This is a genomic window from Herbaspirillum sp. BH-1 (assembly GCF_002870055.1).
GTDB lineage: Bacteria > Pseudomonadota > Gammaproteobacteria > Burkholderiales > Burkholderiaceae_D > Herbaspirillum > Herbaspirillum frisingense.
The window spans coordinates 87,387-104,245 of record NZ_PKOI01000012.1; the positions used below are offsets into that span (position 1 = coordinate 87,387).

The 16,859-nt window shown below is 59.0% G+C and carries 23 protein-coding genes; 22 read left to right on the forward strand and 1 reads right to left on the reverse strand.

What is annotated here, in order from left to right:
* Positions 1-34: 34 nt before the first annotated feature.
* From HBH1_RS16395 to HBH1_RS24975, 9 genes are all read left to right on the forward strand, one after another.
* Positions 35-526 (forward strand): head completion/stabilization protein, encoded by a 492-nt coding sequence (locus tag HBH1_RS16395; protein WP_102663596.1) that lies wholly within the window; start codon positions 35-37, stop codon positions 524-526.
* A complete protein-coding gene (locus HBH1_RS16400) occupies positions 526-735 on the forward strand; it encodes a tail protein X (protein WP_006464189.1) in 210 nt (69 codons plus the stop codon). The genes HBH1_RS16395 and HBH1_RS16400 overlap by 1 nt, the downstream gene beginning before the upstream one ends.
* Positions 736-739: 4 nt before the next feature.
* Complete coding sequence (locus tag HBH1_RS16405) at positions 740-1,150, forward strand: hypothetical protein (protein ID WP_233207631.1); 411 nt, start codon at positions 740-742, stop codon at positions 1,148-1,150.
* Positions 1,147-1,677, forward strand: a complete 531-nt coding sequence (locus HBH1_RS16410) for a glycoside hydrolase family 24 protein (protein WP_102663598.1) — start codon at positions 1,147-1,149, stop codon at positions 1,675-1,677. The genes HBH1_RS16405 and HBH1_RS16410 overlap by 4 nt, the downstream gene beginning before the upstream one ends.
* Positions 1,674-2,243, forward strand: coding sequence for a lysis system i-spanin subunit Rz (locus HBH1_RS16415; protein WP_102663599.1), 570 nt, complete (start codon positions 1,674-1,676; stop codon positions 2,241-2,243). Before HBH1_RS16410 ends, HBH1_RS16415 begins: the two co-directional genes overlap by 4 nt.
* Positions 2,197-2,682 carry a phage tail protein gene (locus HBH1_RS16420; RefSeq protein WP_102663600.1) on the forward strand — a complete coding sequence of 162 codons (486 nt, stop codon included), beginning with the start codon at positions 2,197-2,199 and terminating at the stop codon, positions 2,680-2,682. The genes HBH1_RS16415 and HBH1_RS16420 overlap by 47 nt, the downstream gene beginning before the upstream one ends.
* On the forward strand, positions 2,679-3,149 hold the full coding sequence (locus tag HBH1_RS16425; protein WP_102663601.1) for a phage virion morphogenesis protein: 471 nt from the start codon (positions 2,679-2,681) through the stop codon (positions 3,147-3,149). Before HBH1_RS16420 ends, HBH1_RS16425 begins: the two co-directional genes overlap by 4 nt.
* A 90-nt stretch (positions 3,150-3,239) precedes the next feature.
* On the forward strand, positions 3,240-3,776 hold the full coding sequence (locus HBH1_RS16430) for a hypothetical protein (protein WP_146012871.1): 537 nt from the start codon (positions 3,240-3,242) through the stop codon (positions 3,774-3,776).
* 2 nt (positions 3,777-3,778) lie between these two features.
* Positions 3,779-4,276, forward strand: coding sequence for a hypothetical protein (locus HBH1_RS24975; RefSeq protein WP_146012872.1), 498 nt, complete (start codon positions 3,779-3,781; stop codon positions 4,274-4,276).
* A 627-nt stretch (positions 4,277-4,903) separates the two neighbouring features.
* Here HBH1_RS24975 and HBH1_RS25115 read toward each other — a convergent pair.
* Complete coding sequence (locus HBH1_RS25115) at positions 4,904-5,200, reverse strand: hypothetical protein (protein WP_158243302.1); 297 nt, start codon at positions 5,198-5,200, stop codon at positions 4,904-4,906.
* A 215-nt stretch (positions 5,201-5,415) separates the two neighbouring features.
* On the opposite strand from HBH1_RS25115, the gene HBH1_RS16435 reads away from it, so the two are divergent.
* The 13 genes from HBH1_RS16435 (at position 5,416) to HBH1_RS16495 (ending at position 16,845) form a co-directional block, all read left to right on the forward strand.
* Complete coding sequence (locus tag HBH1_RS16435) at positions 5,416-6,060, forward strand: phage baseplate assembly protein V (RefSeq protein WP_102663603.1); 645 nt, start codon at positions 5,416-5,418, stop codon at positions 6,058-6,060.
* Positions 6,057-6,401, forward strand: coding sequence for a GPW/gp25 family protein (locus tag HBH1_RS16440; RefSeq protein ID WP_102663604.1), 345 nt, complete (start codon positions 6,057-6,059; stop codon positions 6,399-6,401). The genes HBH1_RS16435 and HBH1_RS16440 overlap by 4 nt, the downstream gene beginning before the upstream one ends.
* Entirely contained in the window at positions 6,398-7,321 is a 924-nt protein-coding gene (locus HBH1_RS16445) for a baseplate assembly protein (RefSeq protein WP_102663605.1), read from the forward strand. Before HBH1_RS16440 ends, HBH1_RS16445 begins: the two co-directional genes overlap by 4 nt.
* Entirely contained in the window at positions 7,314-7,934 is a 621-nt protein-coding gene (locus HBH1_RS16450) for a phage tail protein I (protein WP_102663606.1), read from the forward strand. The genes HBH1_RS16445 and HBH1_RS16450 overlap by 8 nt, the downstream gene beginning before the upstream one ends.
* On the forward strand, positions 7,931-9,817 hold the full coding sequence (locus HBH1_RS16455) for a phage tail-collar fiber domain-containing protein (RefSeq protein ID WP_102663607.1): 1,887 nt from the start codon (positions 7,931-7,933) through the stop codon (positions 9,815-9,817). The genes HBH1_RS16450 and HBH1_RS16455 overlap by 4 nt, the downstream gene beginning before the upstream one ends.
* A gap of 2 nt (positions 9,818-9,819) precedes the next feature.
* Positions 9,820-10,140: a hypothetical protein gene (locus HBH1_RS16460; protein ID WP_102663608.1), complete on the forward strand. Its 321-nt coding sequence runs from the start codon at positions 9,820-9,822 to the stop codon at positions 10,138-10,140.
* A 67-nt stretch (positions 10,141-10,207) separates the two neighbouring features.
* Positions 10,208-11,377, forward strand: coding sequence for a phage tail sheath protein (locus HBH1_RS16465; RefSeq protein WP_102663609.1), 1,170 nt, complete (start codon positions 10,208-10,210; stop codon positions 11,375-11,377).
* A 53-nt stretch (positions 11,378-11,430) separates the two neighbouring features.
* Complete coding sequence (locus tag HBH1_RS16470; protein WP_102663610.1) at positions 11,431-11,940, forward strand: phage major tail tube protein; 510 nt, start codon at positions 11,431-11,433, stop codon at positions 11,938-11,940.
* Positions 11,941-11,998: 58 nt separating this feature from the next.
* Entirely contained in the window at positions 11,999-12,310 is a 312-nt protein-coding gene (locus tag HBH1_RS16475; RefSeq protein ID WP_102663611.1) for a phage tail assembly protein, read from the forward strand.
* Between the two features lie 8 nt (positions 12,311-12,318).
* Complete coding sequence (locus HBH1_RS16480) at positions 12,319-12,432, forward strand: GpE family phage tail protein (protein ID WP_102663612.1); 114 nt, start codon at positions 12,319-12,321, stop codon at positions 12,430-12,432.
* A complete protein-coding gene (locus tag HBH1_RS16485; protein WP_102663613.1) occupies positions 12,433-15,057 on the forward strand; it encodes a phage tail tape measure protein in 2,625 nt (874 codons plus the stop codon).
* Positions 15,058-15,067: 10 nt separating this feature from the next.
* On the forward strand, positions 15,068-15,619 hold the full coding sequence (locus HBH1_RS16490) for a phage tail protein (protein ID WP_102663614.1): 552 nt from the start codon (positions 15,068-15,070) through the stop codon (positions 15,617-15,619).
* Complete coding sequence (locus HBH1_RS16495) at positions 15,616-16,845, forward strand: contractile injection system protein, VgrG/Pvc8 family (protein WP_102663615.1); 1,230 nt, start codon at positions 15,616-15,618, stop codon at positions 16,843-16,845. The genes HBH1_RS16490 and HBH1_RS16495 overlap by 4 nt, the downstream gene beginning before the upstream one ends.
* The last annotated feature ends 14 nt before the right edge of the window (positions 16,846-16,859 follow it).

A 16,859-nucleotide genomic window follows, 5' to 3' on the forward strand; every position in this document is an offset into this window, starting at 1 on the left:
GTCCCGGCCACCGCCCCCTACATTCTCCAAGACCATGAACTACATCGATGACGTGCCGGTGACGCCGGCACCGGCCGCGCCGGCCGAGGTGAAGGCCATCACCAACGACGGATTTTTCCCGGACATCAGCATGCCGGACATGCGGGACGCTATGCGGCTGGACTCGACAGTAACCGATGCACGCCTACGCCCTGCCCTGGTGGACGCAATTCTGACGGCCAATCGGTTGCTACGCGACTGGCAACTGCAGCACCTGGCCAGCGGTATCGAGAAGCTGGAACAGGTGCCGGCGCTGCAGGTAGATGGAGAAAGCCAGTATCTGGCGCACTACCGCCGAGCGGTCTATAGCTTCGCCAAGGCCGATATTTTCGAGAGCTACCGGGACTACGACACCACCGCGAGCGCGCTGACCGACAAGAAGAACATGGAATGGATGGACACGGCGCCGGACGTGCAGCGCCGTAACGGGCATTGGGCCATCAATGACATTCTCGGCCGCACGCATGCGACCGTAGAGCTGATCTGATGCAGGTCCGCAGCCAGCAGGGCGACACGCTCGATGCACTGGTGTTTCGCTACCTGGGCGCCAGCAGCGGCTATGTGGAACAGGCACTGACCTTGAATCCATCGCTTGCGGCGCTTGGCGCCGTGCTGCCGGCGGGCACGATGGTCACGCTGCCGGATGCGATGGAAGCGCCGACCAGCGCGCGCGACAGCATCAGTTTGTGGGAATGACGACATGAACAGCAAATCAATGACAAGGGGAAATCACGTTATGGCAGCAGAATCCGCCGGTGGCATCGCTGCCATCCTGAAAATCTACGGCATCAAGGCCGTGCTCGGCATGGTCGGCGCGGCGCTGTTGTATATCGTCCTGCCGCCGCGCAATGCAGACGGCTCGTTCAACGAGAAGGAATTTGTGGTGCGTCTGGCCTGCGCCGGTGCGTTCTCCATCATGTTCGGCGACCTGGCGTTTTCGGTGCTGCTGCAGCATGTGCCGACAATGGCCGCTGTGCTCGGACCGAAGCCGGTCGATTTGATGGTCGGCGCGCCGGCCTGGTGGATCACCCGGGCCGTGGCCCTGTGGTTCCAACGGCGCCAGGGCAAGGACATTGCCGAGCTGGCGCGTGACGTGAAGGAATCGATTTGAACGCCATCGACAATCGTCGCGCATTCCTGGGCATGCTGCGCTTTTCAGAAGGCACCTCGAATTCGCCGACCACGCGTGACCGAGGATATGACCAGATCGTCGGCCGAACCCGTTTCGCCAGTTATGCCGATCACCCTCGGGTGCGTGTCTGGATTCCACGCATCAAGAATTGGTCCACTGCGGCCGGCGGTTACCAGTTGCTGATGCGCTACTACGACATCTATCGCCAGCGGCTCGGTCTGACGGGTTTCGGGCCAGACGTGCAAGACACTATCGCTCTGCAGCAGATCAGGGAATGCCGGGCCTTGCCCGACGTCGATGCTGGCCGCCTGCAGGAGGCCATCAGCAAGTGCAGAAACATCTGGGCGTCGTTGCCAGGCGCTGGATACGGCCAATTCGAGCATCGCTATGTGGATCTCGAAAAGGCATTCACGCGGGAAGGCGGTGAGGCCATCGTGCTGCCCACCTTGAAGACCAGCGAGGAACTGCACCTGGCCTTCGTGGAAGCCGGCGGAGTGCTGGCATGACGCTCACGGACACATGGCGCACGCGCCTGCGCGTCTTGCTCGACACCAGTTTTCTGGCCCTGGCTTTTGCTGCGGCGTGGACGATTCAGGGCTGGCGAAAGAATGCGGATATCGACAACCTGAAATCCGGCATTGCTACCGCCAATCAGGCCGCCGCTGATGCCCGCGCCGAGCGTACGCAAAAGGTGCTGCAGGCCGAGCGCAACGCCCGCGACGCCATCCAGGCCATCACCGACAAACTCACCAATGAAAGGGATGCTGCACGCAATGAGAAAGACGCCTTTATTGCTGGTGTGCGCAGTGGCGCTATCCGGCTGTCAATCCCCGTTATCGCTTCAGTGCCCACCGGGGCCGGTTGCGCAGATACCGGCACTCCCGGCCGACCTGGCCAAGAAGCGCGAGCCGAACTTACGCCAGCGGCAGCAGAATTTCTTGACGACATCGCCAGCGATGGTGATGACGCCATCCGACAAAGCAATGCCCTGATCGACGCCTACAACGCCTTGCGCGAGAAACTGAATGTACAAGCCCAACAATCTGCGGGACTATCTGCGCAAGGCCATTAAGGATCTGGTGCAGAATCCGGACAAGCTGCACATCTTCATCGATGAGGGCGGATCACGCGCCACCGGCACGGCCGGTCTGTCCTTCGAGTACGACTATGTGCTGAACCTGATCTTGACCGATATCGGGCTGGACCTCGATCTGGTGTTCGTGCCGCTGCTGGCCTGGATGCGGGTTCATCAGCGCGAATCCTTCGCCAATCCTGAGAATGCCAGGAAGGCGATACGTTTCGAGGTGGACATGAACAGCGCCACATCCCTGGACTTGTCCATCAAGCTGGCGCTCACCGAGCGCACTATCGTGAAGCGACACGACGGTGGCCGCCTGGAAATTGTCCATGCGGCTGAGCCGCAGCTTACTCCACCTTTCCCGGATGACTTCTGGCGGCTCTACCAGGGCGAGACCCTGCTGACCGAGTGGGACGTGCCGAAGCTGCCATGAGTGATGATCTGCAACGTCTGGAAGAATGGGCCGGTGCCCTCATTGCCAAGCTGCAACCCGCACAGCGGCGCCAACTCGTGCGTAAGGTCGCCAATGACTTGCGGCGCGAACACGCCCGCCTGATCGCGCAGCAAGTGGCGCCGGACGGCACGCCCTATCCGGCACGCAAGAATCGCAAGGAACTGCGCAGTAAATCCGGGCGGATCAAGCGGCAGAAAGCGGCTATGTTCGGCAAGCTACGCACGAATACCTATCTGCAGATTCGAGCGGATGCGGACCAGGCATCGGTCGGCTTTTTTGGAAAGGTGGCGCGCATTGCGCGTGTGCATCATGAGGGGTTGCCTGACAAAGTTGCTCCTCGCGGCCCGAATTACAAATACCCAGCCCGTCCGCTGCTGGGGTTCACTACCACTGATGCGGCAAAGATCCGAGAGCTTCTGCTTGAACACTTGCAGGAAGCCCGATAGCTCAGCTATTTGTCAGCAAGATATGCGACGATCGATCTCACCTTAGCTTAATGAGGCCGACGTATGAAAGCGCGCAGTAGAGAAAACGCAGTGAAGCTTCTGATCCAGACTTTAGGAATGGCGTTGGTGTGCGTGTCAGGAACAGCACTGGCAAAAGATAAGCTGCGACAGGGCTACTCTGCCTGGCATAACGAAGATCCGTGCGACGCACAGTGCCGCGAGGGTGACAGGCCTGTCACGCACATGGTACGGGACATCTGGTTATATCGACGTGGAGATCAGCTCTGCGGCTTTGTAATGATGGCCTACGCGCCAAGAGGAAAAGTCGCATCAGGACGGATTGCGGGAAAGCTGAAAAAAGACGGTAAATTTTTATTCAACTTTACGGACGATTGGAGCCACGATGGAAATTTTGGCCTTGCTGAGCTTGATATTCAGCATGGCACGCTGAGGGTAAGGCAATTAGAAGGTACTAATGGATATATGGGCTTCGGCGACGGCTCAGAACGTTACAAGAAAGTCGCGGACAAATTTAATTTCGGAACACAGTCAATGGTCGGACGCGAGCTACGATCATGCCAAAAGAAAATCGATCACGTGATTGACTTCTTGAAGACTGAAGAATAGTTATGTCATTCTCGATGATGCCGAGAATTTGCCATGCTACCAAGTATGTTGTACTGGCCTCTGTAGCCGTAGCAGTCATTTGGTGGATGAACAAAGGGCCGAATATGATGCTCTTTAATTCAAAATTATCACCTGATGGCAGCTTTGTTGTAGAGAACTATCTGGTAGATGAATGTTTAGGTGAGTGCGCCACTGGCCGCATTGATATCCGAAACCTCCGTAACGGGCGATCTGAAGGATTCTCTCTTCCGAAACCAATGCCGGGAATCTTCTTTCGTTGGTTCGACGCCAACCATCTCGTAATTTTCCAAGACGATTCGTCTGCGGTTTCGTCCATCTCGATGCCGAGACAATTATCGGAGATCTCAATTGCTTACGAGACCTACACTCCTCTGAATGCTGCAACTGCAGCCGCGCAGGCCCGGCGGGTGGAGAAGCGAACGATAAGTGCCTCTACTACGTCAGCAACCTTCACCAAAGCGTCTGTATTCGACAGATGAAGGATTGGCGGAGATGCGACTTGACCGTATCGGCCAAGGACAAGCAGGGATCTCAGGAAATAGGTGTTGAAATTATTGCGCGCACACGTTCCTGTAGCACGGAACTGTCTGATAAAAAATCTTGTGGTCGCATGGAATCGCGATATTGGTTGAGTCCAAAGTCACAGCAACCCTCTAAGCAAATCTTGACGTCGGCGGATATCGACGGAGCCCATGGGTACGCATTGCTGCCTACTGGCAGAGATCATGAAGAAATAAGAGGCCAATTCCTGGGAAGTAGTGCTAGCAGCGTGGTTCGCATATTGAATAAGTCATCGTTTTCGGTTATTTACACGTTCGATTTTCTCGACTACAGCCTGAGGTACGAAATACCAACTAGTTCAATCTCGAAGGAGATCGAAAAATTCCAAGAATGCGTAAAAGATGCAGATTTTGAGTGGTTAGACCATATTAAGTAGAAGACACACTCCAGAGAATAAAACGCCGTTGTGTCACTTTGTCGTGATTCCGATGGCATAGGCAGGTCATGGTCAGAAACGCCGAAATGAAGAATAAGCGGTAAATATGAAATGCGCCCATGTTGGTGGCTCCGCTCCCCTTTTGGAATAGTTCCTACTTGATGTTCTCTTACGAGCAGAAACCTGAAAATCCCATATGAGATTGCACGCGTAGTACAACCCAAAAGAGCGGGATCAGTACAAACAGGAACGACATCCTGACCGATCTGGAACTCTCTGACGATGCATACGCGATCACAAATACAAAAAGACTTGCTACGAACCCGATTGCGACAAAAAGAACATAGGAAATTCCAACAAACGCCGGCTCACCATTAATAAACGCCAGGCACTTCCCACTAAAGATGAGCGCAGTAAAAAAAATGAGTGCGACAAATGAAATAGCTAACTTATGATTGTTGTTCATATCAGCTCCGGACCGTGGCATTGAAATTCCACCTGATTCTATTGGAGCAAAAAAACAGCTTTAAAATAGATTACGCAATTTGCATTTCTTTACGCAATGTCAGCGATTAGCAAGTTTCGACGGCTCGCAGGCGTTGAATACCCTCTTGGTCGGTAAGTCGTATATCAACCCATCGCCACGTGCCTTCCCGCGCGTGCTCCGGCAACATGGGTTGCATGACGCCCGACCTCTCCGAACTCATTCGCACCATCCCAAATTTGATCCGCATCGGCAAGATTGCCGAGATCAATGCGGACAAGGTGCGCGTGCGCCTGTCGCCTTCGCTGCTGACCACCTGGCTGCAGTGGATCGCACTGCGGGCCGGGGATGTCGTCCACTGGTCTCCGCCTTCCATCGGGGAGCAGGTGATCGTCTTTTCGCCGAACGGCGATCTGACGCAGGGCAAAGTCCTGGCCGGCCTGTTCTCGGCCGAGTCACCGGCGCCTCAATCCAATCTTAAGGTTCGCTCCATTCACTACCCTGACGGCGCCGTCGTGCTCTACGATTTCAGCACGCATGCGCTGTCTGCCATTCTGCCGGCGGGCGGATCGGCGCTAGTCAAGGCCGATACCGTGACCGCCGATGCACCGCAAACCACCTGCACCGGCGATGTGACCATCAAAGGCAATCTGTTGGTGGAGGGCTTCAGCGCATTGAAGCAAGGCGCCAAGGTAGAGGGCGGCGGCGGTGGCGCTGCCATGACCATCGATGGGGACGTAGCGGCCACAGGCGACGTGAAGGCCGGTCCTATCAGCTTACGTGGCCATGCACACAGTCAAGTCAAGCGCGGCGATGAACAGTCGGGAGGGCCGGTGCCATGATCGCCATGGACGCATCAACCGGCCGCAGCATGTCACTGCTGGACCACATCCGCCAGTCCGTGCGCGACATTCTCATGACGCCCCTGGGAACCCGCATCTACCGCCGTGCCTATGGATCGGAAATTCCTGAATTGATCGACCAGCCCCTGAACGGGGTTACCGTCATGCGCATCTATGCTGCTGTGGCCTATCGCCTGGCGCTGTGGGAGCCGCGGATTTCGCTATCGGAGGTCAATCTGAACCGTGACGCAACGGGTGCGATTTCGGTCGTGCTGCAGGCAGTGACCAACGGAAGGGCAATCGAATTCTCGGTACAGGTCCGCGAAGGGGCGATGCAATGAGTTCTCCTATCGATCTTTCGCTGTTGCCGGCGCCGCAGGTGCTGGAAACCCTGGACTACGAGACCATCCTTGCCAATCGTAAGGCTGCCGTCCTGGCGCTGCTGCCACAGGAACAGCGTGAAGCCGCCGCCAAAGTGCTGTCCCTGGAGTCGGAGCCTGCCACGAAGCTGCTGCAGGAGAACGCCTATCAAGAGCTGCTGCTGCGCAACCGTGTCAATGATGCCGCCCGGGCGGTCATGCTGCCCTTCGCCATTGATGCCGACCTTGACCAGATCGGGGCAAACACCAACGTCAAGCGCCTAGTGCTGATCGAGGCCGATCCGGACGCATCTCCTCCGGTGGAGGAAGTGCGCGAAGACGACGATGCATACCGCCTGCGCATCCAGGAAGCCCCGGATGCTCTATCCACGGCCGGCCCTCGCAATGCCTATGAATTCCATGCGCGCAGTGCCGACGGTCGCGTGCTTGATGCCCGTGCGGTCAGCCCGGCGCCCTGCGAGGTCGTGGTGGCTGTCTTGGCGACCTCTACCGATTGGCAGGCGCCGCCCGAAGTGCTGCAGGCGGTAGAAGACGCCTTGTCGGCTGAAGACGTGCGTCCGCTGGGCGATCTGGTATCCGTGGTGCAAGGGGAAGTCACCGACTACGTGCTGGAAGCTGTCGTGTATGTCGAGAAACGCCCCGAGGCGCCCATTGCAATCAGCGCCGCCAGGGCGAACGCTGCCGCCATGGCAAATCCGCCGCGCCCTCTTGGCTACAGCGTCTATCGGAATGCCTACGTGGCGGCGCTGAAAGTCGAGGGAGTGCGCAACGTGCTCATCAAATCGCCTGCGGCCGACATCCTGTGCGGCAGGACGCAGGCCGCCCGCTGCACCGCCATCACTATCACTGCCGAGGTGCTGGAAGAGATCGACGATGTATAACCCGGTGCCTACCTTGCCCCCGAACACCACTGCGCTGGAACGTGCTCTTGCACGCGCCTGCGCAGAACTGGCCAAGACGCCGGTGCCGCTTCGCGACCTCTGGAACCCGGACCGCTGTCCCGTGGCCTTGCTGCCTTTCCTCGCCTGGTCATTTTCGGTGGACCGCTGGGACGATGGCTGGTCCGAGGCGATCAAGCGCAAGACCATCAAGGCATCCCGCTATATCCATCAGCACAAGGGCACTATCGCCGCCGTTCGTGGCGTGGTCGAGTCGCTGGGCTACGTGATCAAGATCACCGAATGGTGGCAGACAGATCCGCCTGGCCGCCGTGGCACCTTCGCGCTCGATGTCGGTGTGCTGGAGACGGGTATCACCGAAGAGATGTTTGCCGAGATGGAACGGCTCATTGACGACGCCAAGCCGCTATCGCGCCACCTTACCGGCCTGCGTATCCACCTCGAATCGCGCGGCGCCATCTATATCGGTGGCCTGGTGCAGGTGGGTGAGGCCATTACCGTCTACCCCTGGATTCCAGGCCAGGTCGAATCTACCGGAAGAATTCACATCGGCACCGCTGCCCACCTCATTGAAGTCATGACCATCTACCCATGAGCGACTATTACTCTCTTCCAACTGAAATCGGCGAAGCCAAGATTGCCAAGGCGATTGCCCTGGGCGAACCGCTGAAGCTCAAATATATGGCGGTCGGCGACGGCAACGGAGAAACGCCGATCCCCAGCCGCAAGCAGAAGGCCCTGGTCAATGAACAGCGCCGGGCGCTGATCAATACGATCTTTCCCGACGAGAATGACGCCAGCCAGCTGATCATCGAACAGGTCTTGCCTGCCGAGGTGGGCGGCTGGTGGGTGCGCGAGATTGGCGTCTTCGATGAAGACGGCGACTTGATCATTGTCGCGAATTGCCCGCCAAGCCTGAAACCAGCGCTCGCGTCCGGTTCGGGCAAGGACCAACAGATCCGCATCGTTCTGCTGGTGGCCAGCGCGTCGGCCATTGAGCTGAAGATTGACCCCACCGTCGTGCTGGCTACACGCAAGTACGTGGATGACGCCATCGTCGTCTATGCCGCCCCCAAGGACCACAAGCATCCTGACTTGGCGCCCTTGGCATCACCTACTTTTACTGGCGTGCCGAAGGCGCCCACGGCCGCCCCTGGCACCAGCACTACCCAGTTGGCAACGACCGAGTTCGCCGCCAAGGCTCTCGCCCTCAAGGCCGATTTGGCATCGCCGACTTTTACTGGCACGCCGAAAGCGCCTACGGCCGCTTCCGGCACCAATAATACCCAGCTGGCCACGACCGCCTTTGTGCGCAGTGAAATCGCATCCTTGGTCGGGAATGCTCCCTCGGCACTCGATACCCTCAAGGAACTGGCGGACGCCATGGGTAACGACGCCAATTTTTCCGCCACGGTGACCAATGCGCTGGCGCAGAAGGCGCCGCTTGCATCGCCGACATTCACCGGCGCGCCGAAAGTACCTACGGCGGTACCTGGCACCAACAATAACCAGGCCGCGAGCACTGAATTTGCCTTATCAGCCATCGAGGAGGCTGTTGCTTGGCGACCTCTCTTTTCTGGTACGTTGAATAAGAAGACCGGCGTCCTGCATGTCGCCAATCTGCCTGTGGGCAATAACGCTACCCAATGGTTCTTCCGTCTTCATCTTGGTTATGGTGGCACTTCGCAGACCGCGATTATCGAGTTCACGATAAAACAGGGCGATATCCTCATCAGCGCTGCTTACGGCACCGCTATCGAACTGGCCGCAAAGTATGTAACCACATACAAAACGCACGTTTCTGGCGTCAATACGGGTGTATCAGACCTGTACATCAATCTGGACATGAATGCAGAGGTCGCTGCCTCCGCTTACTGGCGATCTGTTCTGCTGGAAATCGCGCCTAAAAATCCGTTCGGCATGACGGCTGAATTGTTAGACGCGGCACCTGCAGAAGCGTTTTGGGTGGCCATGCCTAGCACCTCAATTCTTGCGACGAGATCGGAAGTAGCCGGAATAGCACCTGTCGTGGGCGAGGTCCGAATGTGGTCGGGTGTTGCTACGGAAGCGGCCGTCTCTGCGGCGTGGGGAGCGGGCTGGCATCTGGCCACCGGTGCCAATGGTACGTCGAACCTCACCGACAGGTTCATTGTGGGCGCAGGAGGCGCCTATGCCGCAAGTGCGACGGGCGGCGCAGCTTCTTACAAACTGTCGGCCGCGCAGCTGCCTTCGCACACCCACGCGATCACGGTCAACGATCCAGGCCACTATCACGACGTTGTCACCTACAACCCTGGCTCCTATCAGAGCGGCCAAAACATCAGTGGCGGTCAAACGATCGGTACGACCTATCCACAGCACGCCAGCGTGAGCAAGACAGGCGTTACGGCCAGTGCGGCCAATACCGGCGGCGGCGCGGACATCAGCAATTTGCCGCCTTTCTATGCGCTGTGCTTCGTTCAATACACAGGGGCCTAAGCATGCTCGGAAAACTCATTATCTGGTTTGGCAGCGCCCGCTGGCGCCTGAGTCTTTCGCACTGTCTGGAAGGCCTATTGATCCAGCTACCGGTCGCACTACTGTGCGGCGCACCGGCCAGCGTACTTGCGGTGGTGGTGTGGTACTGGTCGCGCAAAAAGCTGGAAGTCGAGGAATTGCACGGCCATGCCACCGATCCGGCAGCGTCATGGGGGTACGGCTGGTTTCCCTGGACCTGGGACAAGTGGCAGGTGCTGGACGTGGTGCTGCCCTCTCTATCGTCGGCTGCGCTCGCAATGCTGAGTTTGCGCCTTTCTCCATGAGCGGCACCTTGCCGTACCAAATCTGAAATCCGGCGAAAGCCGCACTGAAACCAAAGGAGCATGAACAATGGCAACTGATTATCACCACGGCGTACGGGTTGTCGAGGTCAACGAGGGTAGCCGGCCAATCCGCACCATTTCGACCGCCGTCATCGGCTTGATCGCCACGGCAGACGACGCGGACCCGACAGCCTTCCCGCTGAATGTCCCTGTCTTGTTGACCAACGTCATCGCAGCACAAGGCAAGGCCGGCAAATCCGGTACGCTGCTGCGCACCTTGAAGGCCATCGGCAAGCAGGCCAAGCCGCTGACCATCGTCGTGCGCGTGGAAGAGTCCGACGACCCGGCAGAACTGAGCAACAACGTGATTGGCGGCGTGAGCGATGGCAAATACACTGGCGCCCAGGCATTGCTGGCTGCACAGAGCAAGTTCGGTTTCAAGCCGCGCATCCTGGGCGCGCCCGGGCTGGACAGCCAGGCGGTGACCAATGAGCTGGTGAGCATCGCTCAGACCCTGCGCGCTTTTGTGTATGCCTATGCACGCGGCGCCACCGCTGTGGAGGCGACGAACTACCGTGGCCAATTTGGCCAGCGCGAATTGATGCTGATCTGGCCGGAATTCCTCGACTGGGATTCGGAGCAAAAGGCAGATGCCAATATCTCCGCAGTCTGCTATGCGCTGGGCATGCGCGCCAAGCTGGACGAGACCATCGGATGGCACAAGACCATTTCCAATATGGTCATCAATGGCCCGACCGGCATCAGCAAGGACGTGTCCTGGGACCTGCAGGACCCGGCGACCGATGCCGGCATCCTGAACGCGAAGGAGGTCACCACGCTGATCAACATGAGCGGCTACCGCTTTTGGGGTTCCCGTACCTGCGAGGCACAGGGCGGCTACTTCCCATTCGAGAGCTACACCCGGACCGCGCAGGTCCTGCGTGACACCATCGCCGAAGCGATGTTCGAATTCGTCGACAAGCCGCTCAATCCGTCCCTGGTCCGGGACATCCTGGCCAGCATCAATAACAAGTTCCGGCAGCTGCGCGCCAGCGGCTACATCATTGATGGTGAAGCCTGGTTCGATGAAGAGTTCAACGATGTGGACTCGTTGAAGTCGGGCAAGCTGACCATCGACTACAACTACACGCCGGTGCCACCGCTTGAAAACCTGCTGCTGCAACAGCGCATCACCGACCAGTATCTGGCCGATTTCAGCGCCCGCGTCTCCGCGTAAGTAACGGCGGCCGGTCCGGCCGCCTTTCGCATCTATTGAAAGGAGTATGAAAAATGGGGATGCCCAGCAAACTGAAGGATTTCAACCTGTTCGAAGACGGGTTCAATTATTCCGGCCAGGCCACGGAAGTGACCTTGCCGAAGCTGTCTCGCAAGATGGAGGAATATCGCGCGGGCGGGATGTCCGGCCCGGTATCGGTTGACTTCGGCCAGGAAGCAATGCAGCTCGAATGGACGGCCGGCGGCCTGGTGAAAGAATCGCTGAAGAAGTATGCGGCGGCCACCCATGGCGCGGTGCAGTTGCGTTTTGCAGGCGCCTATCAGAGCGACGACGACGCCCGCGTCCAGGCGGTGGAAGTCGTCGCGCGTGGTCGCTACAAAGAAGTCGATATGGGCACTGCCAAGGTGGCCGACGACACGACCCAGAAATTCACCATGCCGCTGAGTGCCTACAAACTCACCATCGACGGCGAAGTGATCTTCGATTTCGATTTCATGAACGGCATCGAAATCGTTGCCGGTGAAGATCGCCGCGCCGCAATCAACAAGGCCATCGGGCTGTAAGTGCTGGGCGGCACTGCGCCGCCTGGCTTGTACTTTCTCCATTCTCACAAGGAACACCATGACTACTCCCATCAAAATCGAAACCGCCGTCATCGAACTGGACGAACCGCTGATGCGCGGCAATACCCAAATCACCGAACTGACCTTGCGCCGTCCCAAGTCCGGGGCGCTGCGCGGCGTCAGCCTGATGGATCTGATGAATATGAACGTGAGCGCACTGCAGGTGGTGCTGCCGCGTATTAGCGAACCGCCCCTGACGCAATTCGACGTTGCAGCAATGGACCCGGCCGACCTGATCAAGTGCGGCATGGAAGTCTCCGTTTTTTTGGCACCGAAGGCGGACCGCGCCTTGGTCTCCCAATCGAAGTAGAAGACGCGATGGCGGACATCGCGACCGTGTTCCATTGGCCGCCGGCCGCGATGGATGACTTGGAACTAGCAGACCTGATGAAGTGGCGCGAGCGCGCCCGAATGCGCAGCGGGGCGGAATAGATGGCAAATGAACTGAAAATGCAGGTCGTGTTCTCCATGATGGAGAAAATCACCGCCCCGCTGAAAAAGATCACCGGCGGCGCCCGCGATACCGGAAAGGCGCTCAAGGACACCAGCGACCGCCTGCGTGAGCTGAACAAGCAACAAAAAGACCTCGACGGCCTGCGCGAGCTGCACCAGGGCATGCGCAAGACGAATGCCGAACTGTCAACCGCGCAGCAGCGTGTCGCCGAGCTGGCGGCCAGGATGAAGGGCACCGAGAACCCGACCCGTGCCATGACGCGCGAATTCAATGCGGCCGTGCGCAGTGTCAAGTCCCTGCAGGAGGCCAGCGAGCGGCAAGGTACGCAGTATCGTGCTCTGCGCGAGCACCTGGCCGATGCGGGCATCGGTTCGCGCCAGCTGGCCACCGCGCAGACCTGGCTCAAGAACAGTATCGCCGCCACCAATACCGAGCTGGCCGACCAACAGAAGAAGCTGGCCGCCAGCCAGCGCCAGCAGCAGGCCATGGCCAGTGCCCGACAGCGGGCGGACAAGTTGCGCAGCACCGCAGGCGGCCTGGCGGCGGCCGGCGTTGGTGCCACGGCCACCGGAGCCGCCCTGGCCGCGCCGGCCCTGGCTGGCCTGAAGGAAGCGAAACACTATGAGACCGAAAACGGCCGCGTACGTGCGCTAGGCCTGGGGCCGGCCGCCACGGCCGAGGCGATCAAGTTCGCCCGCGACATGAAAACCTACGGCACCAGCCAGCTCGACAATCTGCAATTGCTGCGCGATGGCATCACGGCCTTTGGTGACACGCACCATGCCGAAATGGTCGCGCCCATGATGGCCAAGATGAAATTTGGCAATCACGCCTTCTACGGGGAGGCCGAGGGCGCCGAGAACGAGCGCAAGTTCATGGATATGCTGAAGGTTATCGAAATGCGCAACGGCACCAAGGACATCGGCGCGTTCTCCAAACAGGCCAACATGGTGCAGCAGGTATTGACCGCCACCGGTGGCCGGGTCGGTCCGGGCGAGTGGCTGAACCTGATTAAGACGGGCGGTATCGCGGCCAAGGGTCTCAAGGACGAATCCTTTTATTACCAGATGGAATCCCTCGTGCAGGAAATGGGCGGTAACCGGGTCGGCACCTCGATGATGAGTGCTTATCAGAACCTCTATCAGGGCCGGACCACCAAGCGTTCTATCGGCATGCTGGCTGATTTGGGCCTGATCGGCGATCAATCGAAGGTCAAGCATGACAAGGCCGGCCAGGTCTCGTTCCTGAACCCGGGTGCCATCAAAGGCGCGGACCGGTTCCGCGAGAACCAATTCGAATGGATGGAGAAAGTGCTGTTGCCACAGCTGGCCAGTAAGGGCATCACCGACGAGAAAGGCATCCTTGATGCTATCGGCGGCATCTTCTCGAACCGCACGGCCGCGCAGCTCTTTTCCACTATGTACCAGCAGCGCGCGCAGATCCACAAGAACGAGAAACTGAACCGGGGCGCCGCCAACATCGACGAGCTCGACAAGCTCGGGCAAGACACGGCCAGCGGCAAGGAACTGGAAACCCTGTCCAAAGTGGCGGACCTGAAGCTGGAGCTGGGCACCAAGATTCTACCGCTCTACGCTTCAGGCCTGCAGATGGCCGCCAATGCCGTCCGGGCGCTGACTGGTTTCATGGAGCGCAATCCTGCCACCGCCAAGGCCATGATTGTGGGCTTCTCCGCCATCGCCGCCATCATGGTGGTGATGGGGCCGCTGATGCTGGCCCTGGCCTCAGTCATCGGTCCTTATGCCATGTTGCACGTCCTGTTCGCCAAGATCGGCCTGCAGGGCGGTTTGCTCATGCCCATCCTGCGCGGCGTTGGAACAGTCTTCATGTGGCTGGGGCGGATCTTCCTGATGAACCCTATTGGCCTGGTGGTGAGCGCCATCGCCGCCGCTGCCTATCTGCTGTACCGGAATTGGGAACCTATTGCCGGATTCTTCGGCAACCTGTGGCAGCAGGTACGCAGTGCCTTTGCGGGCGGCCTGGCCGGCGTGGGCGCGCTGATTTTGAATTGGTCGCCGGTGGGCCTGTTCTACCAGGCGTTTGCCGGTGTGCTGAGTTGGTTTGGCATCGAGCTGCCGGCCAAATTTACCGAGTTCGGCGCCATGATCCTGCGCGGCCTAGTCAACGGCATCACCAGCGGCATCGGCGCCGTCAAGGATGCGGTGCTGGGTGCCGGTGCCAGTGTTATCGGCTGGTTCAAGGAAAAGCTCGACATCCATAGCCCGAGCCGGGTTTTTGCCGAGCTGGGCGACTACACCATGCAAGGCCTGACCGTTGGACTGAATCGTGGCCAGGACGGGCCGCTGTCCACTGTAAGCATCCTGGCCGGCAAGCTGGCCGGCGCCGGCGCCGCCGTAGCCATTGGCGCGGGCAGTATGCCCGCGATGGCCTTTGATAGCCGTCCGCCAGTCAGTCAGGCCAGCATGCAGCCTGTCGTCCACCAGGGTGACACGGTGCAGATCATCATCCAGCCGGCCCCTGGCATGGATGAACAGGCCATCGCCCGGGCGGTGGTCGCCGAGCTGGACCGGCGCGACCGCGTGAAGGCCTCGCGCCAGCGCTCCAACCTCGCAGATTGGGACTAAGGAAGAAATCATGATGATGGTCTTGGGAATGTTCGTGTTCAGCCTGCCCACGCTGGCCTATCAGGAGCTTCAGCGGCAAACGCAATGGAAGTTCGCCAGCAATGCACGGGTGGGCCGGCGCGATGCGGTGCAGTTCACCGGTAAAGGGGATGACGCCATTACCTTGTCGGGCTGGATTGCACCGGAGCTGACCGGTAGCGCCTTTTCGCTGGATGCCCTGCGCCTGATGGCTGATACGGGCAAGAGCTGGTTCCTGATCCAGGGAACCGGGCGCATCTATGGCTCCTACGTCATCGAGAGCATGGACGAAGGGCGCACGGTGCTCGATGGCGACGGCGATGCCAAGCGCATCGAATTCACCATCAAGCTGAAGCGCACCGACGATAGTGTGCTGTCGTCGCTGGGCTTGGGGGATATCTCAGATCTGCGCAACATGGTCGACATCGACGGTATCACCAACAGCATCGCAGACAAAGCGCGCGATGTGGTCGGCAGCGCCATCGAAGGCATCAAGACGACTGCCGGCGGCATTGCCGGCACGTTCGGCGGGATTGGCCAATGACCACGACCGCGCCAGCTTTCCGCATCGTCATCGAAGACAAGGATGTCAGCCGCCCGGTCTCCGACAGGCTCATGAGCATCACGCTGCGAGAGTGCCGGGGTGACGAGGCCGATCAACTGGACATTGAGCTGGATGATACCGACGGCAAGCTGAAAATTCCGCCCAAGGGCGCGAAGCTGACTTTTGCCCTCGGCTGGCAGGGTTCGCCACTAGTGGACAAAGGGGCGTTCGTGGTCTCCGAGGTGGAGCATAGTGGTGCGCCGGATCGGCTCACCATCCGTGCCAGGTCGGCCAGCATGATCGATGCGTTTCGCCAGCAGCGGGACCGCAGCTTCCATGAAACTACGCTTGGCGCCGTAGTCGATGCCATCGCCGCCGGCAATGGTCTGGCGTCAGGTATCTCTGCCGGCCTGCGCGGCATCTCCATCAAGCACCTGGACCAGACGCATGAGAGCGATTCCGCGCTGCTGCGCCGCCTGGGCAAGAAATACGATGCCGTGGCCACGGTGAAGAATGAAACGCTGCTATTCATACCGATCAACGAGAGTCGCACCGCCAGCGGCAAGTCACTGCCGGTGGTCAAGGTCGTGCGCGCGCTGGGGGACCAGCATCGTTATCACAGCTCGGAATCGGACGCCTATAGCGGCGTGCGTGCCTTCTGGATGGATGAGAAATATGGCCGACGCCGCAGCGTCGTTGCTGGCCAGGCCGGAAACAGCAAGCGCTTGCGCACCACCTTTGCGAATGAAGCCGATGCGCGCACGGCGGCTACGGCGGAATGGCAACGCATCGAACGCGGCCTGGCCACCTTCGAAATGCAACTCGCTCTTGGCGATGCCAGCATCATGCCGCAATCGCCTGTGGTGGTTTCGGGATTTAAGGCAGATATCGACGCCACGGAATGGCTATCGAAGACCGTCACGCACTCCATCAGCGGCAGCGGTTTTACTACGCGCATCGAGTTTGAGACAAAATCCGAGCCAGCCGACATCAAGCGTGAACTTGAACACGATCCCGAGGAAGGGATCACCGGTGTTAAGGCAGAGTGGTACGATAAAGCAAGAACGAAAAACAAGACAGGCACAGAGCTAGCGGGAAAAGCTCACAATGCGAAGGCGCTAAAACGAACCTATGCAACTAAGCAGAGCGCCAAGCGTGCCGCTACGCTAGAGTGGGCAAAAATAAAAGAAGTACGTGAAATCATTGCGGAGAATAATCAGACCTGATTTTCTCCGATATG

Bases quoted from the DNA above. Each gene is read 5' to 3' on its own strand.
- HBH1_RS16475 (WP_102663611.1), top strand. From the start codon at position 11,999: ATGACTACTCCCATCAAAATCGAAACCGCCGTCATCGAACTGGACGAA.
- HBH1_RS16415 (WP_102663599.1), top strand. From the start codon at position 1,674: ATGACGCTCACGGACACATGGCGCACGCGCCTGCGCGTCTTGCTCGAC.
- HBH1_RS24975 (WP_146012872.1), top strand. From the start codon at position 3,779: ATGTCATTCTCGATGATGCCGAGAATTTGCCATGCTACCAAGTATGTT.
- HBH1_RS16485 (WP_102663613.1), top strand. From the start codon at position 12,433: ATGGCAAATGAACTGAAAATGCAGGTCGTGTTCTCCATGATGGAGAAA.
- HBH1_RS16395 (WP_102663596.1), top strand. From the start codon at position 35: ATGAACTACATCGATGACGTGCCGGTGACGCCGGCACCGGCCGCGCCG.
- HBH1_RS16400 (WP_006464189.1), top strand. From the start codon at position 526: ATGCAGGTCCGCAGCCAGCAGGGCGACACGCTCGATGCACTGGTGTTT.
- HBH1_RS16465 (WP_102663609.1), top strand. From the start codon at position 10,208: ATGGCAACTGATTATCACCACGGCGTACGGGTTGTCGAGGTCAACGAG.
- HBH1_RS16420 (WP_102663600.1), top strand. From the start codon at position 2,197: ATGTACAAGCCCAACAATCTGCGGGACTATCTGCGCAAGGCCATTAAG.
- HBH1_RS16450 (WP_102663606.1), top strand. From the start codon at position 7,314: ATGTATAACCCGGTGCCTACCTTGCCCCCGAACACCACTGCGCTGGAA.
- HBH1_RS25115 (WP_158243302.1), bottom strand. From the start codon at position 5,200: ATGAACAACAATCATAAGTTAGCTATTTCATTTGTCGCACTCATTTTT.
- HBH1_RS16405 (WP_233207631.1), top strand. From the start codon at position 740: ATGAACAGCAAATCAATGACAAGGGGAAATCACGTTATGGCAGCAGAA.
- HBH1_RS16455 (WP_102663607.1), top strand. From the start codon at position 7,931: ATGAGCGACTATTACTCTCTTCCAACTGAAATCGGCGAAGCCAAGATT.
- HBH1_RS16435 (WP_102663603.1), top strand. From the start codon at position 5,416: ATGACGCCCGACCTCTCCGAACTCATTCGCACCATCCCAAATTTGATC.
- HBH1_RS16425 (WP_102663601.1), top strand. From the start codon at position 2,679: ATGAGTGATGATCTGCAACGTCTGGAAGAATGGGCCGGTGCCCTCATT.
- HBH1_RS16495 (WP_102663615.1), top strand. From the start codon at position 15,616: ATGACCACGACCGCGCCAGCTTTCCGCATCGTCATCGAAGACAAGGAT.
- HBH1_RS16445 (WP_102663605.1), top strand. From the start codon at position 6,398: ATGAGTTCTCCTATCGATCTTTCGCTGTTGCCGGCGCCGCAGGTGCTG.
- HBH1_RS16440 (WP_102663604.1), top strand. From the start codon at position 6,057: ATGATCGCCATGGACGCATCAACCGGCCGCAGCATGTCACTGCTGGAC.
- HBH1_RS16460 (WP_102663608.1), top strand. From the start codon at position 9,820: ATGCTCGGAAAACTCATTATCTGGTTTGGCAGCGCCCGCTGGCGCCTG.
- HBH1_RS16470 (WP_102663610.1), top strand. From the start codon at position 11,431: ATGGGGATGCCCAGCAAACTGAAGGATTTCAACCTGTTCGAAGACGGG.
- HBH1_RS16480 (WP_102663612.1), top strand. From the start codon at position 12,319: ATGGCGGACATCGCGACCGTGTTCCATTGGCCGCCGGCCGCGATGGAT.
- HBH1_RS16490 (WP_102663614.1), top strand. From the start codon at position 15,068: ATGATGATGGTCTTGGGAATGTTCGTGTTCAGCCTGCCCACGCTGGCC.